Origin of the sequence: Streptomyces sp. NPDC059668 (genome assembly GCF_042734135.1) — a bacterium.
Lineage (GTDB): Bacteria > Actinomycetota > Actinomycetes > Streptomycetales > Streptomycetaceae > Streptomyces.
Map to the genome: position 1 here is coordinate 62,145 of NZ_JBHWEL010000021.1, position 17,990 is coordinate 80,134.

11 protein-coding genes are annotated in these 17,990 nt (G+C 72.0%); 2 read left to right on the forward strand and 9 right to left on the reverse strand.

The features are described from left to right. Positions 1-153 precede the first annotated feature (153 nt). From ACFV2J_RS17700 to ACFV2J_RS17715, 4 genes are all read right to left on the reverse strand, one after another. The gene (locus tag ACFV2J_RS17700; RefSeq protein WP_385088554.1) at positions 154-477 is read right to left on the reverse strand and encodes a hypothetical protein; all 324 of its coding nucleotides are present in this window, start codon (positions 475-477) and stop codon (positions 154-156) included. Then, a complete protein-coding gene (locus ACFV2J_RS17705) occupies positions 474-842 on the reverse strand; it encodes a WhiB family transcriptional regulator (RefSeq protein WP_010984500.1) in 369 nt (122 codons plus the stop codon). Before ACFV2J_RS17705 ends, ACFV2J_RS17700 begins: the two co-directional genes overlap by 4 nt. A gap of 174 nt (positions 843-1,016) precedes the next feature. Beyond that, entirely contained in the window at positions 1,017-1,340 is a 324-nt protein-coding gene (locus ACFV2J_RS17710; protein WP_385088552.1) for a hypothetical protein, read from the reverse strand. A gap of 164 nt (positions 1,341-1,504) precedes the next feature. Further along, positions 1,505-3,700 carry an ATP-dependent DNA helicase UvrD2 gene (locus ACFV2J_RS17715; RefSeq protein WP_385088550.1) on the reverse strand — a complete coding sequence of 732 codons (2,196 nt, stop codon included), beginning with the start codon at positions 3,698-3,700 and terminating at the stop codon, positions 1,505-1,507. A 198-nt stretch (positions 3,701-3,898) separates the two neighbouring features. On the opposite strand from ACFV2J_RS17715, the gene ACFV2J_RS17720 reads away from it, so the two are divergent. After that, a complete protein-coding gene (locus tag ACFV2J_RS17720; RefSeq protein WP_385088548.1) occupies positions 3,899-4,156 on the forward strand; it encodes a glutaredoxin domain-containing protein in 258 nt (85 codons plus the stop codon). A 420-nt stretch (positions 4,157-4,576) separates the two neighbouring features. Here the strand turns inward: ACFV2J_RS17720 and nudC are convergent, their stop codons facing one another. From nudC to ACFV2J_RS17745, 5 genes are all read right to left on the reverse strand, one after another. Continuing rightward, positions 4,577-5,518, reverse strand: a complete 942-nt coding sequence (gene nudC, locus ACFV2J_RS17725; protein ID WP_385088546.1) for an NAD(+) diphosphatase — start codon at positions 5,516-5,518, stop codon at positions 4,577-4,579. Between the two features lie 129 nt (positions 5,519-5,647). Then, a complete protein-coding gene (locus tag ACFV2J_RS17730) occupies positions 5,648-7,060 on the reverse strand; it encodes a dipeptidase (RefSeq protein WP_385088544.1) in 1,413 nt (470 codons plus the stop codon). Between the two features lie 10 nt (positions 7,061-7,070). Then, entirely contained in the window at positions 7,071-10,649 is a 3,579-nt protein-coding gene (locus ACFV2J_RS17735) for a UvrD-helicase domain-containing protein (protein WP_385088542.1), read from the reverse strand. Between the two features lie 179 nt (positions 10,650-10,828). Continuing rightward, positions 10,829-14,257, reverse strand: coding sequence for an ATP-dependent helicase (locus ACFV2J_RS17740; RefSeq protein WP_385439425.1), 3,429 nt, complete (start codon positions 14,255-14,257; stop codon positions 10,829-10,831). A 248-nt stretch (positions 14,258-14,505) separates the two neighbouring features. After that, on the reverse strand, positions 14,506-14,871 hold the full coding sequence (locus ACFV2J_RS17745; protein WP_385085789.1) for an MGMT family protein: 366 nt from the start codon (positions 14,869-14,871) through the stop codon (positions 14,506-14,508). Between the two features lie 186 nt (positions 14,872-15,057). Here ACFV2J_RS17745 and ACFV2J_RS17750 point away from each other — a divergent pair, with 186 nt between their 5' ends. Beyond that, positions 15,058-17,874, forward strand: coding sequence for a lysylphosphatidylglycerol synthase domain-containing protein (locus tag ACFV2J_RS17750; RefSeq protein WP_385085787.1), 2,817 nt, complete (start codon positions 15,058-15,060; stop codon positions 17,872-17,874). Positions 17,875-17,990 lie beyond the last annotated feature (116 nt).

Here is a 17,990-nt window from a genome sequence, read left to right on the forward strand (position 1 = left end):
CGCCTCTCGGCGTCCTCTGCCTCCTCGCCCCCCCCCGCCCGGCGGGGGGGGGCGCGGCCCCCCCCCCCCCCCGGGGGGGGGGGGCGCCCGCCGCCCCCCCCCCCCCCCCGCGGTGGAGTGCGTGGCTGTGTGTCTGCGACTGCCTTCGGCTGCTTACTGCATGACCGCCATGGCCAGCGCGCGGCGGGCGCGCATGGAGGCGCGCTCGGCCCGGCGCTGCATCCGGCGGGCGGTGGCCAGGCGTGCGGCCTGGCGCTCCCGCTCGGCCTCTTGCAGTCGCTCGTGCATATGCGCACGAGCCAGGGCTTCTGGAATGAGTTGCATCTCTCGGGTCCTGTTCTCACGCGAGTCGTTCGCGTCGGTGGTGGTGAAGTCTGGAATTGCGGAGCCGGTGGGCTCACTCGTGGACGGCTTCATCGGGGCCTGTTTCTTGGGGTCGTGCGTCAGGGGGCGGTCGATCGTTCCTGCGATGTTCATGCCGTGACCGGGTTCTTGCGCGGACGGCCACGGGGCCGCTTGCGGGCCACGACCACACCCTGAACGAAGAGCTCTCCACCCCAGACACCCCAGGGCTCACGCCGCTCCTTGGCGCCGGCGAGGCAGGCCTCGATCAGCGGGCAGGTACGGCAGAGGGACTTGGCGTACTCGACGTCGGCCGGCGACTCGGCGAAGAAGACTTCCGGGTCGTAGGAACGGCAGGGGACGGGTACGCCGAGGTTCTCGATGGCGTCGTCGAGCGCGGTGAGCGCAGTGAGCGGGATCAAGGTGGAGTCCTCCGTGAGGCCGGGCGGGGGGATCGTTTCGGAAGGCGGTACGGACGGGGCGTGCGCTTCGAGTTGCACGGTTGGTCTTCCTCGTCTGGTCGTGCCGGCCGGTTGGCCGGTTGGCGGCTGGTACCGGGTTCTTGTCTTGTCCCGAGGCCCCTTCGCTCTGCCGTCCCCGGTCGGGGACAAACAGAAGGGCCGCGGATCCCGGGTGGGGTTCCGCGGCCCTGAAGGCGCCGGCCTGATCGAGGATCAGGCTGGATCACTCCAGGGTTCAGGCCCACGGAAGGCCCACATCGTGTGGTGCTGCTTGGTCTGCTTCAGGGATCCGGCACCGGCTGCCGCAAAGGCATAGGCACGCGCCTCTGCCACTACTGCCGCTTCCAGTGCCTGGATCGGTCGCTCATTGCGCTCACGGATGGGAAGACCCGCGAGAGACAGGGAGGACGCCGGCCGGACGGCAGCGATGCCGGACAGACCGGTGCCCAGGTTCGAGACGCCGAGCAGGCACGTGGAGACGACCGAGGGATCGGTCATTTTGACGGTGGTGCTGGAGCTGGTGTTGATGCTGATCACTGGAATCGCCTCCTCTCGGCGTCTTGGGGGACTGGGGGTGAGCCAGTCCGACGGCTATTAAGTACAGCACGGAACCAGGGCTTCGGAGAAGCCCGCCGCTTCCGTGCTAAGAACCTATGGGGATTGCCGGGGCATGCGCAAACTATTTTTTCGACGAGTTTGAATCAGTCGTCGGGCTTGTCCTCGTCAGGCTGTTGGCCTGCGCAGATGGCCAGTACGTCGGCTCCGAAGCGGTTGAGCTTGCGCACTCCGACTCCGGGGATCCGTGCGAGCTCTCCCTCGCTGTCGGGAACGGTCTCGGCGATGGCCATGAGGGTCTTGTCGGTGAAGACGCAGAACGCGGGCTGGCCGCTGCGCTGCGCCTGTACCGCCCGCCACTCGCGCAGCCGTTCGTAGAGGCCCTCGTCCATGTCGGAGGGGCAGTCCTCGCAGCGCATCAGTTTCATCTCGCCGGCGTCGGTCAGCGTGCGGCCGCAGACGCGGCAGCGGGCGGGGGTTCGGCTCGTCCGCCGGACGACGGTGCCTCCGCTGCTTCCGATGCCTCGTTCGACGCCTCCTGGACCGCCTCCGCTCGTGCGGCCCGCGGTGGTGACGGAGCCGGGGCGTAGTCCGTCGAGGAAGCGGCTGGGCCGGCGGCCCGCTCTGCCGCCGGGTGAGCGGGACAGGGCCCAGGAGACGCAGAGGTGTTCTCTGGCGCGGGTGACGCCGACATAGAGGAGGCGGCGTTCCTCTTCGATCTGCTCGTCGGTCTTTGCGTAGGTGATCGGCATCATGCCCTCGGCGACGCCGACGAGAAAGACTACGTCCCACTCCAGTCCTTTGGCGGAGTGCAGGGAGGCGAGGGTGACGCCCTGGACGGTCGGGGCGTGCTGGGCGCCGGCGCGCTCGTCGAGTTCGGCGACCAGGTCGCCGAGGGTGGCGTCCGGCTTGGCGGCGGCGAAGTCCTGGGCGAGGTGGACGAGGGCGGCCAGTGATTCCCAGCGTTCCCTGACCGCGCCGGAGCCTGCGGGGGGTTGCCCGGTCCAGCCTTCGCCGGACAGGACGGCGCGGACCTGGGAGGGCAGGTCGACGACGTCGTCGAGGAGGGAGTCGTTGCCTCCGAATCGGGCGGCCGCGCGGAGGGCTGATCCGGCTTTGCGCACTTCGGGGCGGTCGAAGAACCGCTCGGCGCCGCGTAGCTGGTAGGGCACTCCGGCGTCGGCGAGCGCCTGCTCGTAGGTCTCGGACTGGGAGTTCGTACGGAACAGGACGGCGATCTCGCTCGCGGGGACGCCGGCGGCGATGAGGTCGCGGATGCGGCGGGCGGCGCCTTCCGCCTCGGCGGGTTCGTCGGTGTATTCGGCGTAGACGGGTTCGGGTCCGGGGGCGCGCTGGGAGATCAGTTCCAGGCGGTGGTCGGCGGCGCGGCCGCGGGCCTGGGAGAGCAGGCCGTTGGCGAGGTGGACGACCTGGGGTGAGGAGCGGTAGTCGCGGACGAGCTTGACGACGGTGGCTCCGGGGTGGCGGGTGCGGAAGTCGAGAAGGTGGTCGGGGGTTGCACCGGTGAACGAGTAGATCGTCTGGCTGGCGTCGCCGACGACGCAGAGGCTGTCGCGTTCGCCGAGCCACAGTTCGAGGAGGCGTTGCTGGAGGGGGCTGACGTCCTGGTACTCGTCGACGACGAAGTGCTGGTACTGGGAGCGGACCTGGTCGGCGATGTCGTGGCGGTCCTGGAGGATGCCGACGGTGAGCAGCAGGACGTCCTCGAAGTCGATGAGTGACCGGTCGCGTTTGACGTCTTCGTAGGTGGCGTACAGCTGGGCGATCTCGGCGGGGTCGCGGGGGGATTCGCGGCCGGTCTTGGCGGCGGCGGCCGCGTAGTCGGAGGGGACGGTCTGGGTGACCTTGGACCATTCGATCTCGGCGGTGACGTCGCGGAGCTCTCCGCGGTCGAGGCGGATGCGGCAGGCGGCGGCCGCGTCGGCGACGAGCTGGATCTTGCGGTCGATGAGTCGGGGGAGGCTGCCGCCGACCGCTTTCGGCCAGAAGTACTGGAGTTGGCGCAGGGCCGCGGAGTGGAAGGTGCGGGCCTGGACGCCGCCGGCGCCGAGCTGGCGGAGGCGGCCGCGCATCTCTCCTGCGGCGCGGTTGGTGAAGGTGACGGCGAGGACGCTGGAGGGCTGGAGGATTCCGGCGCGTACGCCGTAGGCGATGCGGTGGGTGATCGCTCGCGTCTTGCCCGTGCCGGCTCCTGCCAGCACGCACACCGGACCGTGCAGGGCGGTGGCGACTGCGCGCTGCTCGGGGTCGAGCCCGTCGAGCACCGCGTCGGCCGTGTCCGGAACCTGCGGGAAGAGGGTGGAGTGCGTTGCTGCTGTCACCCCGCCATGCTGCCAGGTCGCCGGGGGCTGGTGAGTCGGGTTGTCCACAGGGAGGGTCTTGTGGTCGTACTAATGCGGCAGGCGTCGGGGGGTGGCGGTGTACGGGGCGGGGGTACCCGGGTGCGGGAATGGTGGGTGTCCGACGTACGTTCCCCTTTTGCGATGAAGCACCCCCAGCAGTAAAGGAGCGCGAGAGACATGCCGGGCACTGTGACGATGTACAGCACCACGTGGTGCGGATACTGCACGCGGTTGAAGGGTCAGCTGGACCGCGAGGGCATCACGTACAAGGAGATCAACATCGAGCACGACCCGGCGTCCGCTGCGTTCGTGGAGAAGGCGAACGGCGGGAACCAGACGGTTCCGACGGTTCAGGTCGTTCCCTCCGGGGGTGGGGTCGAGGTCGTCATGACGAACCCGAGTCTTGCCCAGGTGAAGCGCGCGCTCGGCGTCTGATCCGGGAGTACGCGTACGAGACCCCGTCCGTTGGTCATGGGCGGGGTCTCGTCGGTGTTCGTGCTGTTCAGCAGTACGGCTGCTGGTCGGTGAGTGCCGACGCGACGCGTGTGAAGACACCGAAGAGGCGGTAGAGCCGGGGAACCGGTCCGGTCACCTCGACGGTGCGGGAGTCTCGCAGGCCGACTCCGGGGATCCCTTCGAGCTGGCTGGCGACGGTGGCCGACTGTCATCGCACGGCCAGGGTGGCCTCGGCTTCCGGGCGGGGCGTCCGGTGACGCCCTCCATGTCGGCGCTGGTGTACACCTGCACGCACTGCATCCGCTTCGTGACCCCGACCGCTCGGAACCTGATGATCACGGCACCGTGCCGGCCGGGGTCTCTCCGCGTCCGGTGGTTGTGCCTGTTCGTGCCGGGTGGTCAGGCCTCTCTGCGGGGCAGGGGCTTTCCGTACCAGAGTTCGATCAGGCGGGCCGCGATGGAGATGCCGTACGGGGGGAGGACCTCGCCGGACTCGAAGGCGGTGCGCAGGTCCTCGCGGGAGAACCAGCGGGCTTCCTGGATCTCCTCGCCGTCGACGTCGATCTCGCGGGAGGTGGCGCGGGCCATGAAGCCGAGCATGAGGCTGGAGGGGAAGGGCCAGGGCTGGCTGGCGACGTACTCGACCTCGCCGACGGTGATGCCCGCTTCTTCGAAGACCTCGCGGCGCACGGACTGCTCGATGGATTCGCCGGGTTCGACGAAGCCGGCGAGTGTCGAGAAGCGTCCTTCGGGCCAGTGCACCTGGCGGCCGAGCAGGATGCGGTCCTCGTCGTCGGTGACCGCCATGATCACGGCGGGGTCGGTGCGCGGGTAGTGCTCGGCGCCGCAGGCGGGGCAGCGGCGGATGTGGCCGGCTGCCGCGATCACGGTGCGTTCGCCGCAGCGTGAGCAGAAGCGGTGCAGCCGCTGCCAGTTCTCCAGGGCGACGGCGTGCACCATGAGGCCGGCGTCGCGGGGGGAGAGCAGGAGTCCGGCCTCGCGCAGGCCCGCGGGGCGTGCGGACTGGTCGATGCGGCCGGGCAGCGCGTCCTTCTGGAGTGCGAAATAGCTCACACCGTCGTCGTCCGTGCCGAGGAAGTAGCGGTGCGCTTCGGTGAGCGGGGCCTCGAAGGAGGGGGTCATGACGAGTTCGGTGGTGCCGTCCGCGGTCTCGTCGATGAGGACCTGACCGCCGGAGACCACGAAGGCGCGGGTCGTGGGGTGGCTCCAGGCCGCCGCGAGCCAGGCCTCGTCGAGCCGGTGGTGGGCGGCCCGGTCGATGCCGCTCGGGGCGGTGAGCGAGATGGGACGGTCGGCGGTGCGGTCGGTCCAGGTGGTCACGGGTGCTTCCAACTCCCCCGGTGGAACGGTTATTTCGGCGGGCGGTTCAGCAGGACGTACGGCGGGGCGGGTGTGCGGGGCGCTCTTTTGGGTGTGAATGGGGTTTCTTCCGGAGAGGAACGGGCTTCTTCAGTGTGCCTCGCGCCAGTTCTCGGCCAGGTCTTCCCACAGGTGGGCGCTGGTCTCGACGCCTTTCATGAGGAGGTCGATCTCGACCTTCTCGTTGGGGGCGTGCCAGCCGTCGGAGGGGACGGAGATGCCCAGGAAGAGCACGGGGGCGTCGAGGACTTCCTGGAGGTCGGCCGCGGGTCCCGAGCCGCCTTCGCGGGTGAAGCGGATGGGCTGCTCGAAGGCGCGGCCCATGGCCCGTACGACGGACTGAAGGGCGGGGTGGTCCAGGGGGGTGAGACAGGGGCGGGTGGCGGCGCCGAAGGTGATCTCGTACCGGATGCCTTGGGGGAGCTGGTCGGCGGCCCAGGCGCGGACGGCCTTCTCGATGTGGTCGGGGTCCTGGCCCGCGACCAGCCGGAAGGAGAGCTTCACCATGGCGGAGGACGGGATGATCGTCTTGCTGCCGGGGCCCTGGTAGCCGCCGCCGATGCCGTTGACCTCGGCGGTGGGACGGGCCCAGATGCGCTCCAGGGTGGTGTGTCCGGCCTCTCCGTGGGTGGCCGACGACTTGGCGGTGGTCAGCCACCGTGCTTCGTCGAAGGGCAGTTCGGCGAAGAGCTCGCGCTCGCGGTCGGTGAGTGCGGTGATGCCGTCGTAGAAGCCGGGGACGGCCACGCGCGCGTGGTCGTCGTGGAGGGCGGCGACGAGGCGGGCGGCGGCGGTGGCGGGGTTGGGCACGGCGCCGCCGAAGGAGCCGGAGTGGATGTCCTGAGCGGGTCCGTGCAGCTCGATCTCGCATTCGGCGAGCCCGCGCATGCCGGTGCACACGGTGGGGGTGTCCTCGGACCACATGCCGGTGTCGGAGACGATCACCGCGTCGGCGGCGAGCCTGCCGGCGTGGGTTTCGACGAGGTGACGGAAGTGCGGGGAGCCGGATTCCTCCTCTCCCTCGATCAGGAGTTTGAGGTGGACGGCCGGGGCGGTGCGTCCGGTGGCGGCGAGGTGGGCGCGGACGCCGAGTGTGTGGAAGAACACCTGGCCCTTGTCGTCGGCGGCTCCGCGCGCGTGGAGGCGGTTTCCGCGGACGACCGGTTCGAAGGGGTCGGTGTCCCAGCCGTCCTCGCGGGCGGCGGGCTGGACGTCGTGGTGCCCGTAGACGAGGACCGTGGGGGCGTGGGGGTCTTCGGACGGCCATTCGGCGAAGACGGCGGGGGCGCCCTCGGTCGACCAGACCTCCGTGGTGGGGAAGCCGGTCTCCTGGAGTTTCGCGGCGAGCCAGTCGGCGCTGCGCCTCACGTCCGCCGCGTGGTCGGGCTGGGCCGACACGGAGGGGATGCGCAGCCATTCGGCGAGGTCGTCGAGGAAGGCCGTGCGGTGGTTCTGGATGTACGCGCGGACGGTGCTGACGGCGTTGTCAACGGGCTTGCTCATGCTCACGAGCCTAGCCGCCCGCGGGGGTGGGTTCGTCCGGCGGTTCTTCGGCCGCCTCCTGCCGCGGGTCCTGTGCGTCGTGCGTGAGCAGCCGTTCCAGGGCGGCGCGGCCGGGGAGGTCGCGGGGGCGGACGATCTCACCGCTGCGGACGTAGACGAACGTGGCCTTGACGGACTCCGGGGGCACGCCCTGCTGCTCGGCCCAGGCGAGGCGGTAGACGGCGAGCTGGAGGGGGTCGGCGGTGCGGGTGCGGCTGGTCTTCCAGTCGACGATCTCGTACGTCGTGACGTCGCCGTCGTCCTCCTTGTAGACGGCGTCGATGCGGCCCCGGACGACGCGTCCGGCGATGGCGAGCTGGAAGGGGGTCTCGACGCGGTGCGGTGTGCGGTGTGCGTAGGGAGTGCGTTCGAAGGCGTCCTTGAGGTCCTCCAGGTCGCGTTCGTCGGCGATCTCGGCGTCGCTGCCGGGCAGGTCCTCCGGTTCGAGCATGGGCAGCCGCAGCTCTTCGAAGCGGGACTCCACCCAGGCGTGGAAGCGGGTGCCGCGGCGGGCGGCGGGCTGCGGGGGGCGCGGCATGGGGCGCGCGAGTTCCTGGGCGAAGCCGTCGGGGTCTGCGGCCAGGTGCAGTACCTGTGAGGCGGTGAGCGAGGCGGGCAGGGGGACGTCGGTGACGCTCGCGCGGGCGCGCAGGAGTTCTCCGGTGAGGGCGTCGAGGTCGCGGTCCCAGGAGGCGAGGGTGCGGGCTTCCTCGGGTGTGAGGCGTACGGGGTCGTCCTGCGGGTGGGGGCGTGCGTCCTGGGCCCGTGGGGGCGCCGGGGCCGGCCGGGGCTCCGGGGCGGTTGCCTGGTGCGGGACGGTCGGGCGGTGGGTCGTCCAGGAGTCCCAGTCGGAGTCGTCACCCATGAGGGGGGCGTCGTCGCCCGTGGTGGGGTCGTCGTCCCCTTCGGGTGGGCCGTCGTCGTCCTCTTCGGGCGGGAACCCGTCCTCGAAGGCCGTCTCGTCGTCGTCCGGCGGGGGCGGCGGCCAGTCCGGGTCGTCCTGGGAGGAGGGGTCGTGGGCGGCGGGGTGGGGTTCTTCGTGGGACGCCACCCGCTCCAGGTGGGCGAGTACGGTCTCGGCGGCCGCGCGGCGGCGGGCGAGTGCCGTGTCGTCGAGCGGGAGCGGCCACGCGTGGTCGGCCGCCGCCTCGTGCAGGGCGGGGTTCTCCTCGTCCTCCGCCGGTTCGTCGGCCCAGGCCTCGATCTCTCCGTGTCCGGCGGCGCAGTGGTCGTACAGGGCGTGCAGGAAGTCGGAGGGGCCGCGCGGGCGCTTCTGGGACGGGCCCCACCAGTGGCCGGAACCGAGCAGGAGCGAGCGGGGTCGGGTGAAGGTCACGTAGCCGAGGCGGAGCTCCTCGGTGCGTTGGTGGTCCTTCATGGCCTCGTGGAAGGCCTTGATGCCCTTGGCGTCCCAGGTGTCGACGTCGGGCAGGGTGTCGGCGTCTCCGCGCAGGCCGTGCGGCAGGACCTTGCCCTGGGCCGTCCATTTCTCGCGGCCCTGGGTGCTGGGGAAGGTCCCGGTGACGAGGCCGGGGACGGCGACGACGTCCCACTCCAGGCCCTTGGACTTGTGGGCGGTGAGCACCTTGACGGTGTTCTCACCGCCGGGCAGGGCGTTGTCGAGGCCCTTCTCGTACTGCGCGGCGGTGCGCAGGAAGCCGAGGAAGGCGAGGAGGGTCGCCTCGCCGTCGCCCGCGGCGAAGGACGCGGCGACGTCGAGGAAGTTCGAGAGGGTTTCGCGGCGGCGGGCGGCGAGGGCGTGCGGGGACGCGGAGAGTTCGACCTCCAGTCCGGTGACGGCGAGCACCCGGTGCAGGACGTCCATCAGGGGGTCGGCGAGCGAGCGGCGCAGGTCGCGCAGTTCGGCGGCGAGCCGTGCGAAGCGCACCCGGGCGTCCGGTGAGAAGGGCAGTCCGTCGTCGTCCCTCCCGGCCTCGATGGGCATCTCCAGGAACGTGTCCAGGGCGTCGGCGAGCGATATCACCTCGGCCGGGTCGACCCCCTCGACGGCAGCGGCGAGCCGGCGGTCGGCGTCTTCGTCGGCGCCCACGCGCGCGTGGGACACGAGGCGGCGGGCGCGCCGCCCCAGGAGGGCGAGGTCACGCGGGCCGATCCGCCAGCGCGGTCCGGTGAGCAGGCGGACCAGGGAGGCGTTGGCGCCGGGGTCCTGGAGGACTTCGCAGACGGCGACGAGGTCGGCGACCTCGGGAAGGTGCAGCAGTCCGGAGAGGCCGACGACCTCGACGGGGATGTCTCGGGCGACGAGCGCGCCCTGGATCTCGGCGAAGTCGCTCGCCGTGCGGCACAGCACGGCGATCTCGCCGGGGGCCTTTCCGGTGCGTACGAGGTGGGCGAGGGAGTCGGCGAGCCAGTCGATCTCCTCGGCGTGGGTGGGCAGCAGCGCGCAGTGGACGACGCCGTCGTGCTCGGCTCCGGGGGCGGGCCGGAGTGCCTCCACGCCCGCGTGCATGGCGCGCAGGGGCTCGGCGAGGCCGTTGGCGAGGTCGAGGAGGCGGCCGCCGCTGCGGCGGTTCTCGCTGAGGGACTGGCGGGTGGCGGGGCGGCCGTCGGCGTGCGCGAAGTGTTCGGGGAAGTCGTCGAGGTTGGCGACGGACGCGCCGCGCCAGCCGTAGATGGCCTGGCAGGGGTCGCCGACTGCGGTCACGGGGTGTCCCGTGCCGCCGCCGAACAGTCCGGCGAGCAGTACTCGCTGCGCCACCGAGGTGTCCTGATACTCGTCCAGCAGGACCACGCGGAACTCGTCGCGGAGGATGTCGCCGACCTCGGGGCGGGTGCGGGCCAGGGTGGCCGAGAGGGCGATCTGGTCGCCGAAGTCGAGGAGGTCGCGTTCGCGTTTGGCCGCTCGGTAGCGGTTCACGAGTTCGGCGAGTTCGCGCCGGGCGGCGGCTGCCTCGGGGACCTTGCGGAGGTCGGCGTTGGTGAGTGCGTTGCTCTCCAGGGTGTGCAGCAGTGCGGCGTCGTGGGCGCGCAGGTCCTCGGGGCGTACGAGGTGTTCGGAGAGTTCGGAGTCGAGGGTGAGGAGGTCGCCGACGAGGTCGGGGAAGGAGCGGGTGAGTGCCGGGTACGGGCCCGGTGACTCGCGCAGGACGCGGGCGGCGAGCTGGTAGCGGGTGGCGTCGGCGAGCAGGCGGGACGTCGGTTCGAGGCCGAGGCGCAGTCCGTGGTCGGTCAGCAGGCGGCCCGCGAAGGCGTGGTAGGTGGAGATGACCGGTTCGCCGGGCGGGTTGTCGGGGTCGATCACGTCGGGGTCGGTGACGCCGGCCCTGATCAGGGCCTTGCGGACGCGTTCGGCGAGTTCGCCCGCCGCCTTGTTGGTGAACGTCAGGCCGAGGACCTGTTCGGGGGCGACCTGTCCGGTGCCGACCAGCCAGACCACGCGTGCCGCCATCACGGTGGTCTTCCCGGAGCCGGCTCCGGCCACGATCACCTGCGGGGCGGGCGGTGCGGTGATGCAGGCCGTCTGCTCCGGGGTGAAGGGGATGCCGAGGAGCTCCTTGAGCTGCTCGGGATCGGTGATACGGGCGGGCACGTCAGAGAGGCTAGCCGCGTCCACTGACAGCGGGCGGCCACATGGGCTGCCGGGGCGCGGGAACCGCTGGTCAGCGCCTGTGGTGTCGTACGTCACCCGGGTCGCGTCCGGGGGACACCGCGCGCCCCGGGAGCCACCGGCGGTCGCCGGCGCGCGTGCCGTCGGCCGGCCGGCGGCCGTCACTCGACGACGTGGCGTCCCTCCGCGCGGGCGCTGCACGACGTCCGGAACGCGCAGTGTGTGCAGTGCTGGCCGGTGGTCGGCGAGAACCGTTCGTCGAGGACCTTGCCCGCGGCGGTGGCCAGCAGATCGCCGGCCCACTCCCCCGTGAGGGGTTGCTGGGCCTGCACCTTGGGGAGGGTCTCGCCGCCGTTCTTCTGGGCGGCGCCTTGGCGCAGCTGGACGAGTTCGGCGCCGCCCGGCTCGGGGCGGGCGCCGTCGAAGGCGTCGTCGACGGCGCCCTCGCGGACCGCGAGCTGGTAGACGGCGAGCTGGGGGTGGTGGGCGACTTCGGCGGCGGTGGGCGCGTGTTTGCCGGTCTTGAAGTCGACCACGTAGGCACGGCCCTCGGTGTCCGTCTCGACGCGGTCCATGGAGCCGCGGATGCGTACTTCGAAGGAGCCCGCTTCGAGGGTCACGTCGAAGTCGTGCTCGCTGGCCACGGGCGTACGGCCGGGGCGGACCCGGTTGGAGTCGATGTGCCACTTCAGGAAGCGTTCGAGCGCCACGCGCGCGTGCTCCTTCTCCTGTGCCGACTTCCACGGCGCGTCGAAGGCGAGCGCGTTCCACACGGAGTCCAGGCGTTCCATGAGGACGTCGAGGTCGGCGGGGGTGCGTCCGGAGGCGACCTCGTCGGCGAGGACGTGTACGACGTTGCCGAAGCCCTGGGCCGCGGTCGCGGGCGCGTCGGCCTTCACCTCGCGCCCCAGGAACCACTGCAGGGCGCAGGTGTTGGCGAGCTGGTCGAGGGCGCTTCCGGAGAGCACGACGGGCTGGTCGCGGTCGCGCAGCGGGACCTTGCTCTCGGTGGGGTCGTACATGCCCCACCAGCGGTAGGGGTGGGCGGAGGGCACCAGGGGGCGGCCGTCGTCGTCGGTGAGGGCGGCGAGTCGGGCCAGTCGGTGGGCCGCGGCCTGCCGGAGGGGTTCCGAGACGCGGGGGTCGACGGTGGTGGCGCGCAGTTCGGCGACGAGGGCGGCGACGGACAGCGGACGGCGGGGCCGGCCGGTGACGTCCTTGGGTTCGACGCCGAGTTCGGTGAGGAAGCGGGAGGGCTGGTCGCCGTCGTCGGCGGGTGCCTTCACCGCGGTGACGACGAGGCGTTCGCGCGCGCGGGTGGCGGCCACGTAGAAGAGACGGCGTTCTTCGGAGAGGAGTGCTCCGGGGGTGAGGGGTTCGGCGAGGCCGTCGCGTCCGATGCGGTCGGCCTCCAGGAGGGAGCCGCGGCGGCGCAGGTCGGGCCACAGGCCCTCCTGGACGCCCGCGACGACGACGAGGCGCCATTCCAGGCCCTTGGAGCGGTGCGCGGTCATCAGGCGCACGGCGTCGGGGCGTACGGCCCTGCGGGTGAGGGTGTCGGCGGCGATGTCCTGGGCGTCGATCTCCTCCAGGAAGTTGAGGGCGCCGCGTCCGCCGGTGCGTTCCTCGGCGCGGGCCGCGGTCGCGAACAGCGCGCACACGGCGTCGAGGTCGCGGTCGGCGTTGCGTCCGGCCGCGCCGCCGCGCCGGGCGGCCCGTTCCAGGCGGTGCGGCCAGGGTGTGCCTTCCCAGAGGTCCCACAGCGCCTCCTCGGCCGTCCCCCCGCCCGCCAGGCGCTCCCGTGCCTTGCGCAGCAGGGCGCCGAGGCGCTGGGCTCCGCGGGCGTAGGCCGGGTCGTGGGCGGCGAGCCGTTCCGGTTCGGCCAGGGCGAGGGCGAGGAGTTCGTCGGAGGGGGGCGGTACGTGGTTGCCGGCGGCGCGCTCCTCCTCGCGCAGGGCGCGGCCCAGGCGCCGCAGGTCGGCGGCGTCCATGCCGGCGAGGGGCGAGGCGAGCAGGGTGAGGGCGGTCTCGGTGTCGAGCCAGGATGCCGTCTCCTGGGAGTCGGTGTCCCGGGGATCGGTGTCCTGAGGATCGGAGTCCTGGGGATCGGTGTCCTGGGGCTGTGGGTCGGCGGCTTCAGGCGCGTCGCTGTCTGCGCCGGGCCCCGGTTCCGTGGGCCGGCCCGTCCCGGACCCGGACTCGGCGCGGGCGACCGCCCGTAGTGCCGTCAGCAGCGGCGTCACGGCGGGTTCGTGCCGCAGGGGCAGGTCGTCGCCGTCGATGTCGAGCGGTACACCGGCCGCGGTGAGCGAGCGGCGGATCACCGGGATCGTGCGGGAGCCGGCGCGCACCAGGACGGCCATCTCGCCCCAGGGAACGCCGTCCTCCAGGTGGGCTCGGCGCAGGATGTCCGCGATGTTGTCGAGTTCCGTGCCCGCCGTCGGGTACGTGAAGACCTCGACCGTGCCGCCGTCCCGTACCGGAGTCAGCTCGCGGTGGGCGCGTACCTTCTGGGCGGGCAGCCGGGTCAGCGGCATGCGCTGGGTGAGCAGTCGGGTGGCGGTGAGCAGGGTGGCGCCCGAGCGGCGTGAGGTGCGCAGCACTTCGACCGGCGCGGGGTGCCCGTCCGCGCGCCGGAAGGCGTCGGGGAAGTCCAGGATGCCGTTCACGTCGGCGCCCCTGAAGGCGTAGATCGACTGGTCGGGGTCACCGAAGGCGACCAGGGTGCGGCCGCCGCCGGCCAGGGCGCGCAGGAGCCGCACCTGGGCGGGGTCGGTGTCCTGGTACTCGTCCACGTAGACGGCGTCGTACTGCGCGGCGAGACGTTCGGCGACGCCCGGGCGCCCCGTGAGCAGTACCGCGCGGTGGACGAGTTCCGCGTAGTCGAGCACTCCTTGCAGGTCGAGGACGTCGAGGTACTCGGCGAGGAAGGCCGCGGCGGCGCCCCAGTCGGGGCGGCCGATGCGGCGGGCGAAGGCGGTCAGGGCGTCGGGACCAAGCCCCAGTTCACGGCTTCGCGCGAGGACGGCGCGGACCTCGTCGGCGAAGCCGCGTGTGGTCAGGCAGGCGCGCAGTTCGTCGGGCCAGCGCACATGGGCGAGGCCGAGGCGCTCCAGGTCGGGCTGGCCCGCGAGCAGCTCGCGCACCGCCACGTCCTGTTCCGGTCCGGACAGGAGCCGCAGGGGTTCCACGAACAGGTCGCTGTCCTGGTGGGCGCGGACCAGGGCGTAGCAGAACGAGTGGAAGGTGGTGGCCCGGGGGGCGCGGGCGGCACCGATGCGCAGCGCCATGCGGTCGCGCAGTTCCACGGCCGCCTTGCGGCTGAACGTGAGCACCAGGATCCGCTCCGGGTCGCCGCCCCGTGCGATCCGGGCCGCCACGGACTCGACGAGGGTGGTCGTCTTGCCGGTGCCGGGACCCGCCAGCACGAGGAGGGGGCCCGCGCCGTGGTCAACCACCGTGCGCTGTCCTGCGTCCAGACGAGGGGGCCCGACCCGGACCGGCGCGGTGCGCACCAGTCGGTACGCGCCACGGGTCCCCTGCCGCACCTGGGGGTGCGGCAGGCGCCTGGTGGAGGAAGAGGAGCTCACGTGGTTCGCCGGTCCTGGAGGTTGTGCTGGTGTGCGGAGCGCCGCGGGCCGAGAGTGGTGGCCGCGGGGTGAGGGGGATGCGCGCCGTCGACGGTACGCCGGTGGACGTCACGGAAGCACGGCTTCCCGTCCTTCCCTCACACCCGGTGCGTCCCCCGCCCGTCGAACGTACGGCATGTCACGGACGTGCCTCGTTTCCCCCGTACGGGCCACAGACGTCCCGTCCGCCCGTCCGATGGCGGAAGCTGTCAGGTGTGACCCTGCGCGCGATCGTCGCCGTCCCATCGTGCTCGCCTCATGTCGACGCGCGGCAGATGCCCCTCGGAGGCCCTGCTCGCCTCCTTCAGCGGCGTGCCCTCCTCGCGGTAGCGGTCGAGGGCCTCGAGTTCGTGGCCCGGCAGGAGGACGCCGTCCGCGCGGATGACCCGCCACCACGGGACCGCTCCTCCGTAGAGGGCCATCACGCGTCCCACCTGGCGCGGCCCGCCCTCCTCCAGCCACTCCGCGACATCCCCGTACGTCATCACGCGTCCGGGGGGAATGAGGTCGGCGACCTCAAGGACCCGCTCCGCGTACTCCGGCAGTTCGTCGGCCGGAAGGCTCTCCTCGCTCATCCGTCCCATCCTGCCCCACCCGACCGACAGTGTGACGCGACGGCCACTGTGGGTATCCCTCGCCCCGAAGGCGCACTTCGGGCAGACTGTGCGCCCCCGCATTTGCACCCTGATGCCCCCGTGTGTCGGTGGGGCATGCCACCATCGTGCGGGCGGTGACTGGTGATACGAGATCAAGAAGAGTCCATGAGGCAGCAGGGCGTGCACCCCGAAGGCGCGGAGAGCACCTCCGCCGCTTCGTCGCGCCCGGAAGCCGCCGAAGCCGCCGACGAGAGCTCCGGCAGGACGGCCGGCGAGCCCGGCTCGCAGAAGGATTCCCCCTCGAAGGTGGATGAGAAGCCCTCCTCCGAGGCACGCGGCACCGGGAATCGGCGGGCGACGGACGACGACGGCTGCGGTGACGAGGCCCACAACGACGAGGTCGAGGGCGACGAACCGCTGCTGCCCGCGCGCGTGCACCGTCCGTCGGACCTGATGCGGCTGCTGGTGGGTTTCCTCGCGATCGTCGTGCTGCTCGCCATCGCGGCGTTCGCGCACGGGACGACCTCGGGGCTCGAACAGGACATCAACAAGGGCACCGGTCAGGCACCGGATCTACTGATCAAGATCGCGGGGCTCGCGTCGAGCATCGCGATCCTGCTGGTGCCGGTCGCCTTCGCGATCGAGCGTCTGATCAAGCGGGACGGGCTGCGCATCGCCGACGGCGTGCTCGCCGCGGTCCTCGCGCACGGAGTGACCCTCGCCACCGACCTGTGGGTCGCGAAGGCCGCGCCGGGTTCCATCCAGGAGGCCCTCACCCAGCCCTCGCCGGGCGACATCCACGCCCTCACCGACCCGGTGCACGGCTATCTGGCGCCGGTCATCGCGTACATGACGGCCGTCGGCATGTCCCGCAGACCCCGCTGGCGCGCGGTGCTGTGGGTGGTCCTGCTCCTGGACGCCTTCTCCATGCTGGTGACGGGCTACACGACACCGTTCTCGATCATCCTGACGGTGCTGATCGGCTGGACCATCGCCTACGGGACGTTGTACGCGGTCGGGTCGCCGAACGTCCGGCCGACCGGGCGGACGCTGATGGCGGGGCTGCGGCACGTCGGTTTCCATCCGGTCAGCGCGGCCCGCGAGGAGGCCCCGGACACGTCCGACAACGGCGACCGCGGCCGGCGCTACTTCGTCACCCTGGAGGACGGTCCGCCGCTGGACGTCACCGTGGTCGACCGGGAGCAGCAGGCGCAGGGCTTCTTCTACCGGGTGTGGCGCAACCTGACCCTGCGCGGGCTCGCCACCCGTCGCAGCCTCCAGTCGCTGCGCCAGGCCCTGGAGCAGGAGGCGCTCCTCGCGTACGCGGCCATCGCGGCGGGCGCCAACGCGCCGAAGCTGATCGCGACCTCCGAGCTCGGCCCGGACGCCGTGATGCTCGTCTACGAGCACACCGGCGGGCGGACGCTGGACTCGCTGCCCGGAGAGCTCATCACCGACGGCCTGCTGCGCGACACCTGGCATCAGGTGCAGGCGCTGCAGTCACGGCGCATCGCGCACCGCAGGCTCGCGGGTGACGCGATTCTGGTGGATCGTTCCGGCACGGTGATCCTCACCGATCTACGGGGCGGCGAGATCGCGGCCGGCGATCTGCTGCTGCGCATGGACATCGCCCAGCTGCTGACGACCCTGGGGCTGCGCGTCGGCGCCGAGCGCACGGTGGCGTCCGCGGTGGGTGTGCTGGGGCCGGACGCCGTCGCCGACTGTCTTCCCCTGTTGCAGCCCATCGCGCTGTCCCGCTCCACGCGCGCGACGCTGCGCAAACTGGCCAGGGAGCGTGCCCAGCGCGAGCGCGACGCGGTGCTGGAGGCGTCACGGCAGGACAAGCTCGCGCGCGCGGAGCAGGCCCAGCACGCCGAGACCGTGGCGGAGAAGCCCGGCAAGAAGGCCGTACGGGCGGAGCAGCGGGCCGAGAAGCGGGCGCTGGACGAAGCGCTGGACGAGGCCCGCGAGGAGGATCTGCTCACCCAGATCCGTCACCAGGTGCTGCGGATCAGACCGCAGGCACCGGTCGAACCGGCTCGCCTGGAGCGGATCAAACCGCGCACGCTGATCAGTTTCATCGCGGGTGCCATCGGCGGGTACTTCCTGCTGACGCAGCTCACCCACATCGAGTTCGCGACCCTCTTCGAGAGCGCCGAGTGGGGCTGGGTCGCCGCGGCCGTGCTGTTCTCGGCGCTGAGCTACTTCGCGGCGGCGATGAGCCTGCTCGGCTTCGTGCCCGAACGGGTGCCGTTCCTGCGGACCGTGGCCGCGCAGGTGGCCGGGTCGTTCGTGAAGATCGTGGCGCCCGCGGCGGTCGGTGGTGTCGCGCTCAACACGCGCTTCCTGCAGCGTGCCGGGGTGCGGCCGGGGCTCGCGGTGGCGAGCGTCGGCGCGTCGCAGTTGTTCGGGCTCGGCTGCCACATCCTGATGCTGCTGTCCTTCGGCTATCTGACCGGCACGGAGAAGACCCCGTCCCTGTCGCCCTCCCGCACGGTCATCGCCGGTCTACTGACGGTCGCGGTGCTGGTCCTCGTGGTGACGTCGGTGCCGTTCCTGCGGAAGTTCATCGTCACCCGTGTCAGGTCGCTGTTCGCAGGCGTCGTACCGCGGATGCTGGACGTGTTGCAGCGTCCGCAGAAGCTGGTCACGGGCATCGGCGGCATGCTGCTGCTGACCGCCTGCTTCGTGATGTGCCTGGACGCGTCGATCCGCGCCTTCGGCCATGAGGAGACCACCACGCTCAGCCTCGCCAGCGTGGCCGTCGTCTTCCTCGCCGGCAACGCGCTCGGCTCCGCGGCGCCGACCCCCGGCGGTGTCGGCGCGGTCGAGGCGACGCTCACGGTCGGTCTGATCGCCGTCGGCCTCCCCAAGGAGGTCGCCGCGCCCGCGGTGCTGCTGTACCGGCTGCTGACGCTGTGGCTGCCGGTGCTGCCGGGGTGGCTGTTCTTCAACCACCTCACGCGCAAGGGCGCCCTGTAGGGGCCTGCGCGGGTTCCCTTCGGGGGCCTGCGCGGATTCCATTCGGGGGGCCTGTACGGGTTCCATTCGGGGGCCTGCGCGGCACACCGCGCCCTCGCCGCGCGGGCAGGGCGCGC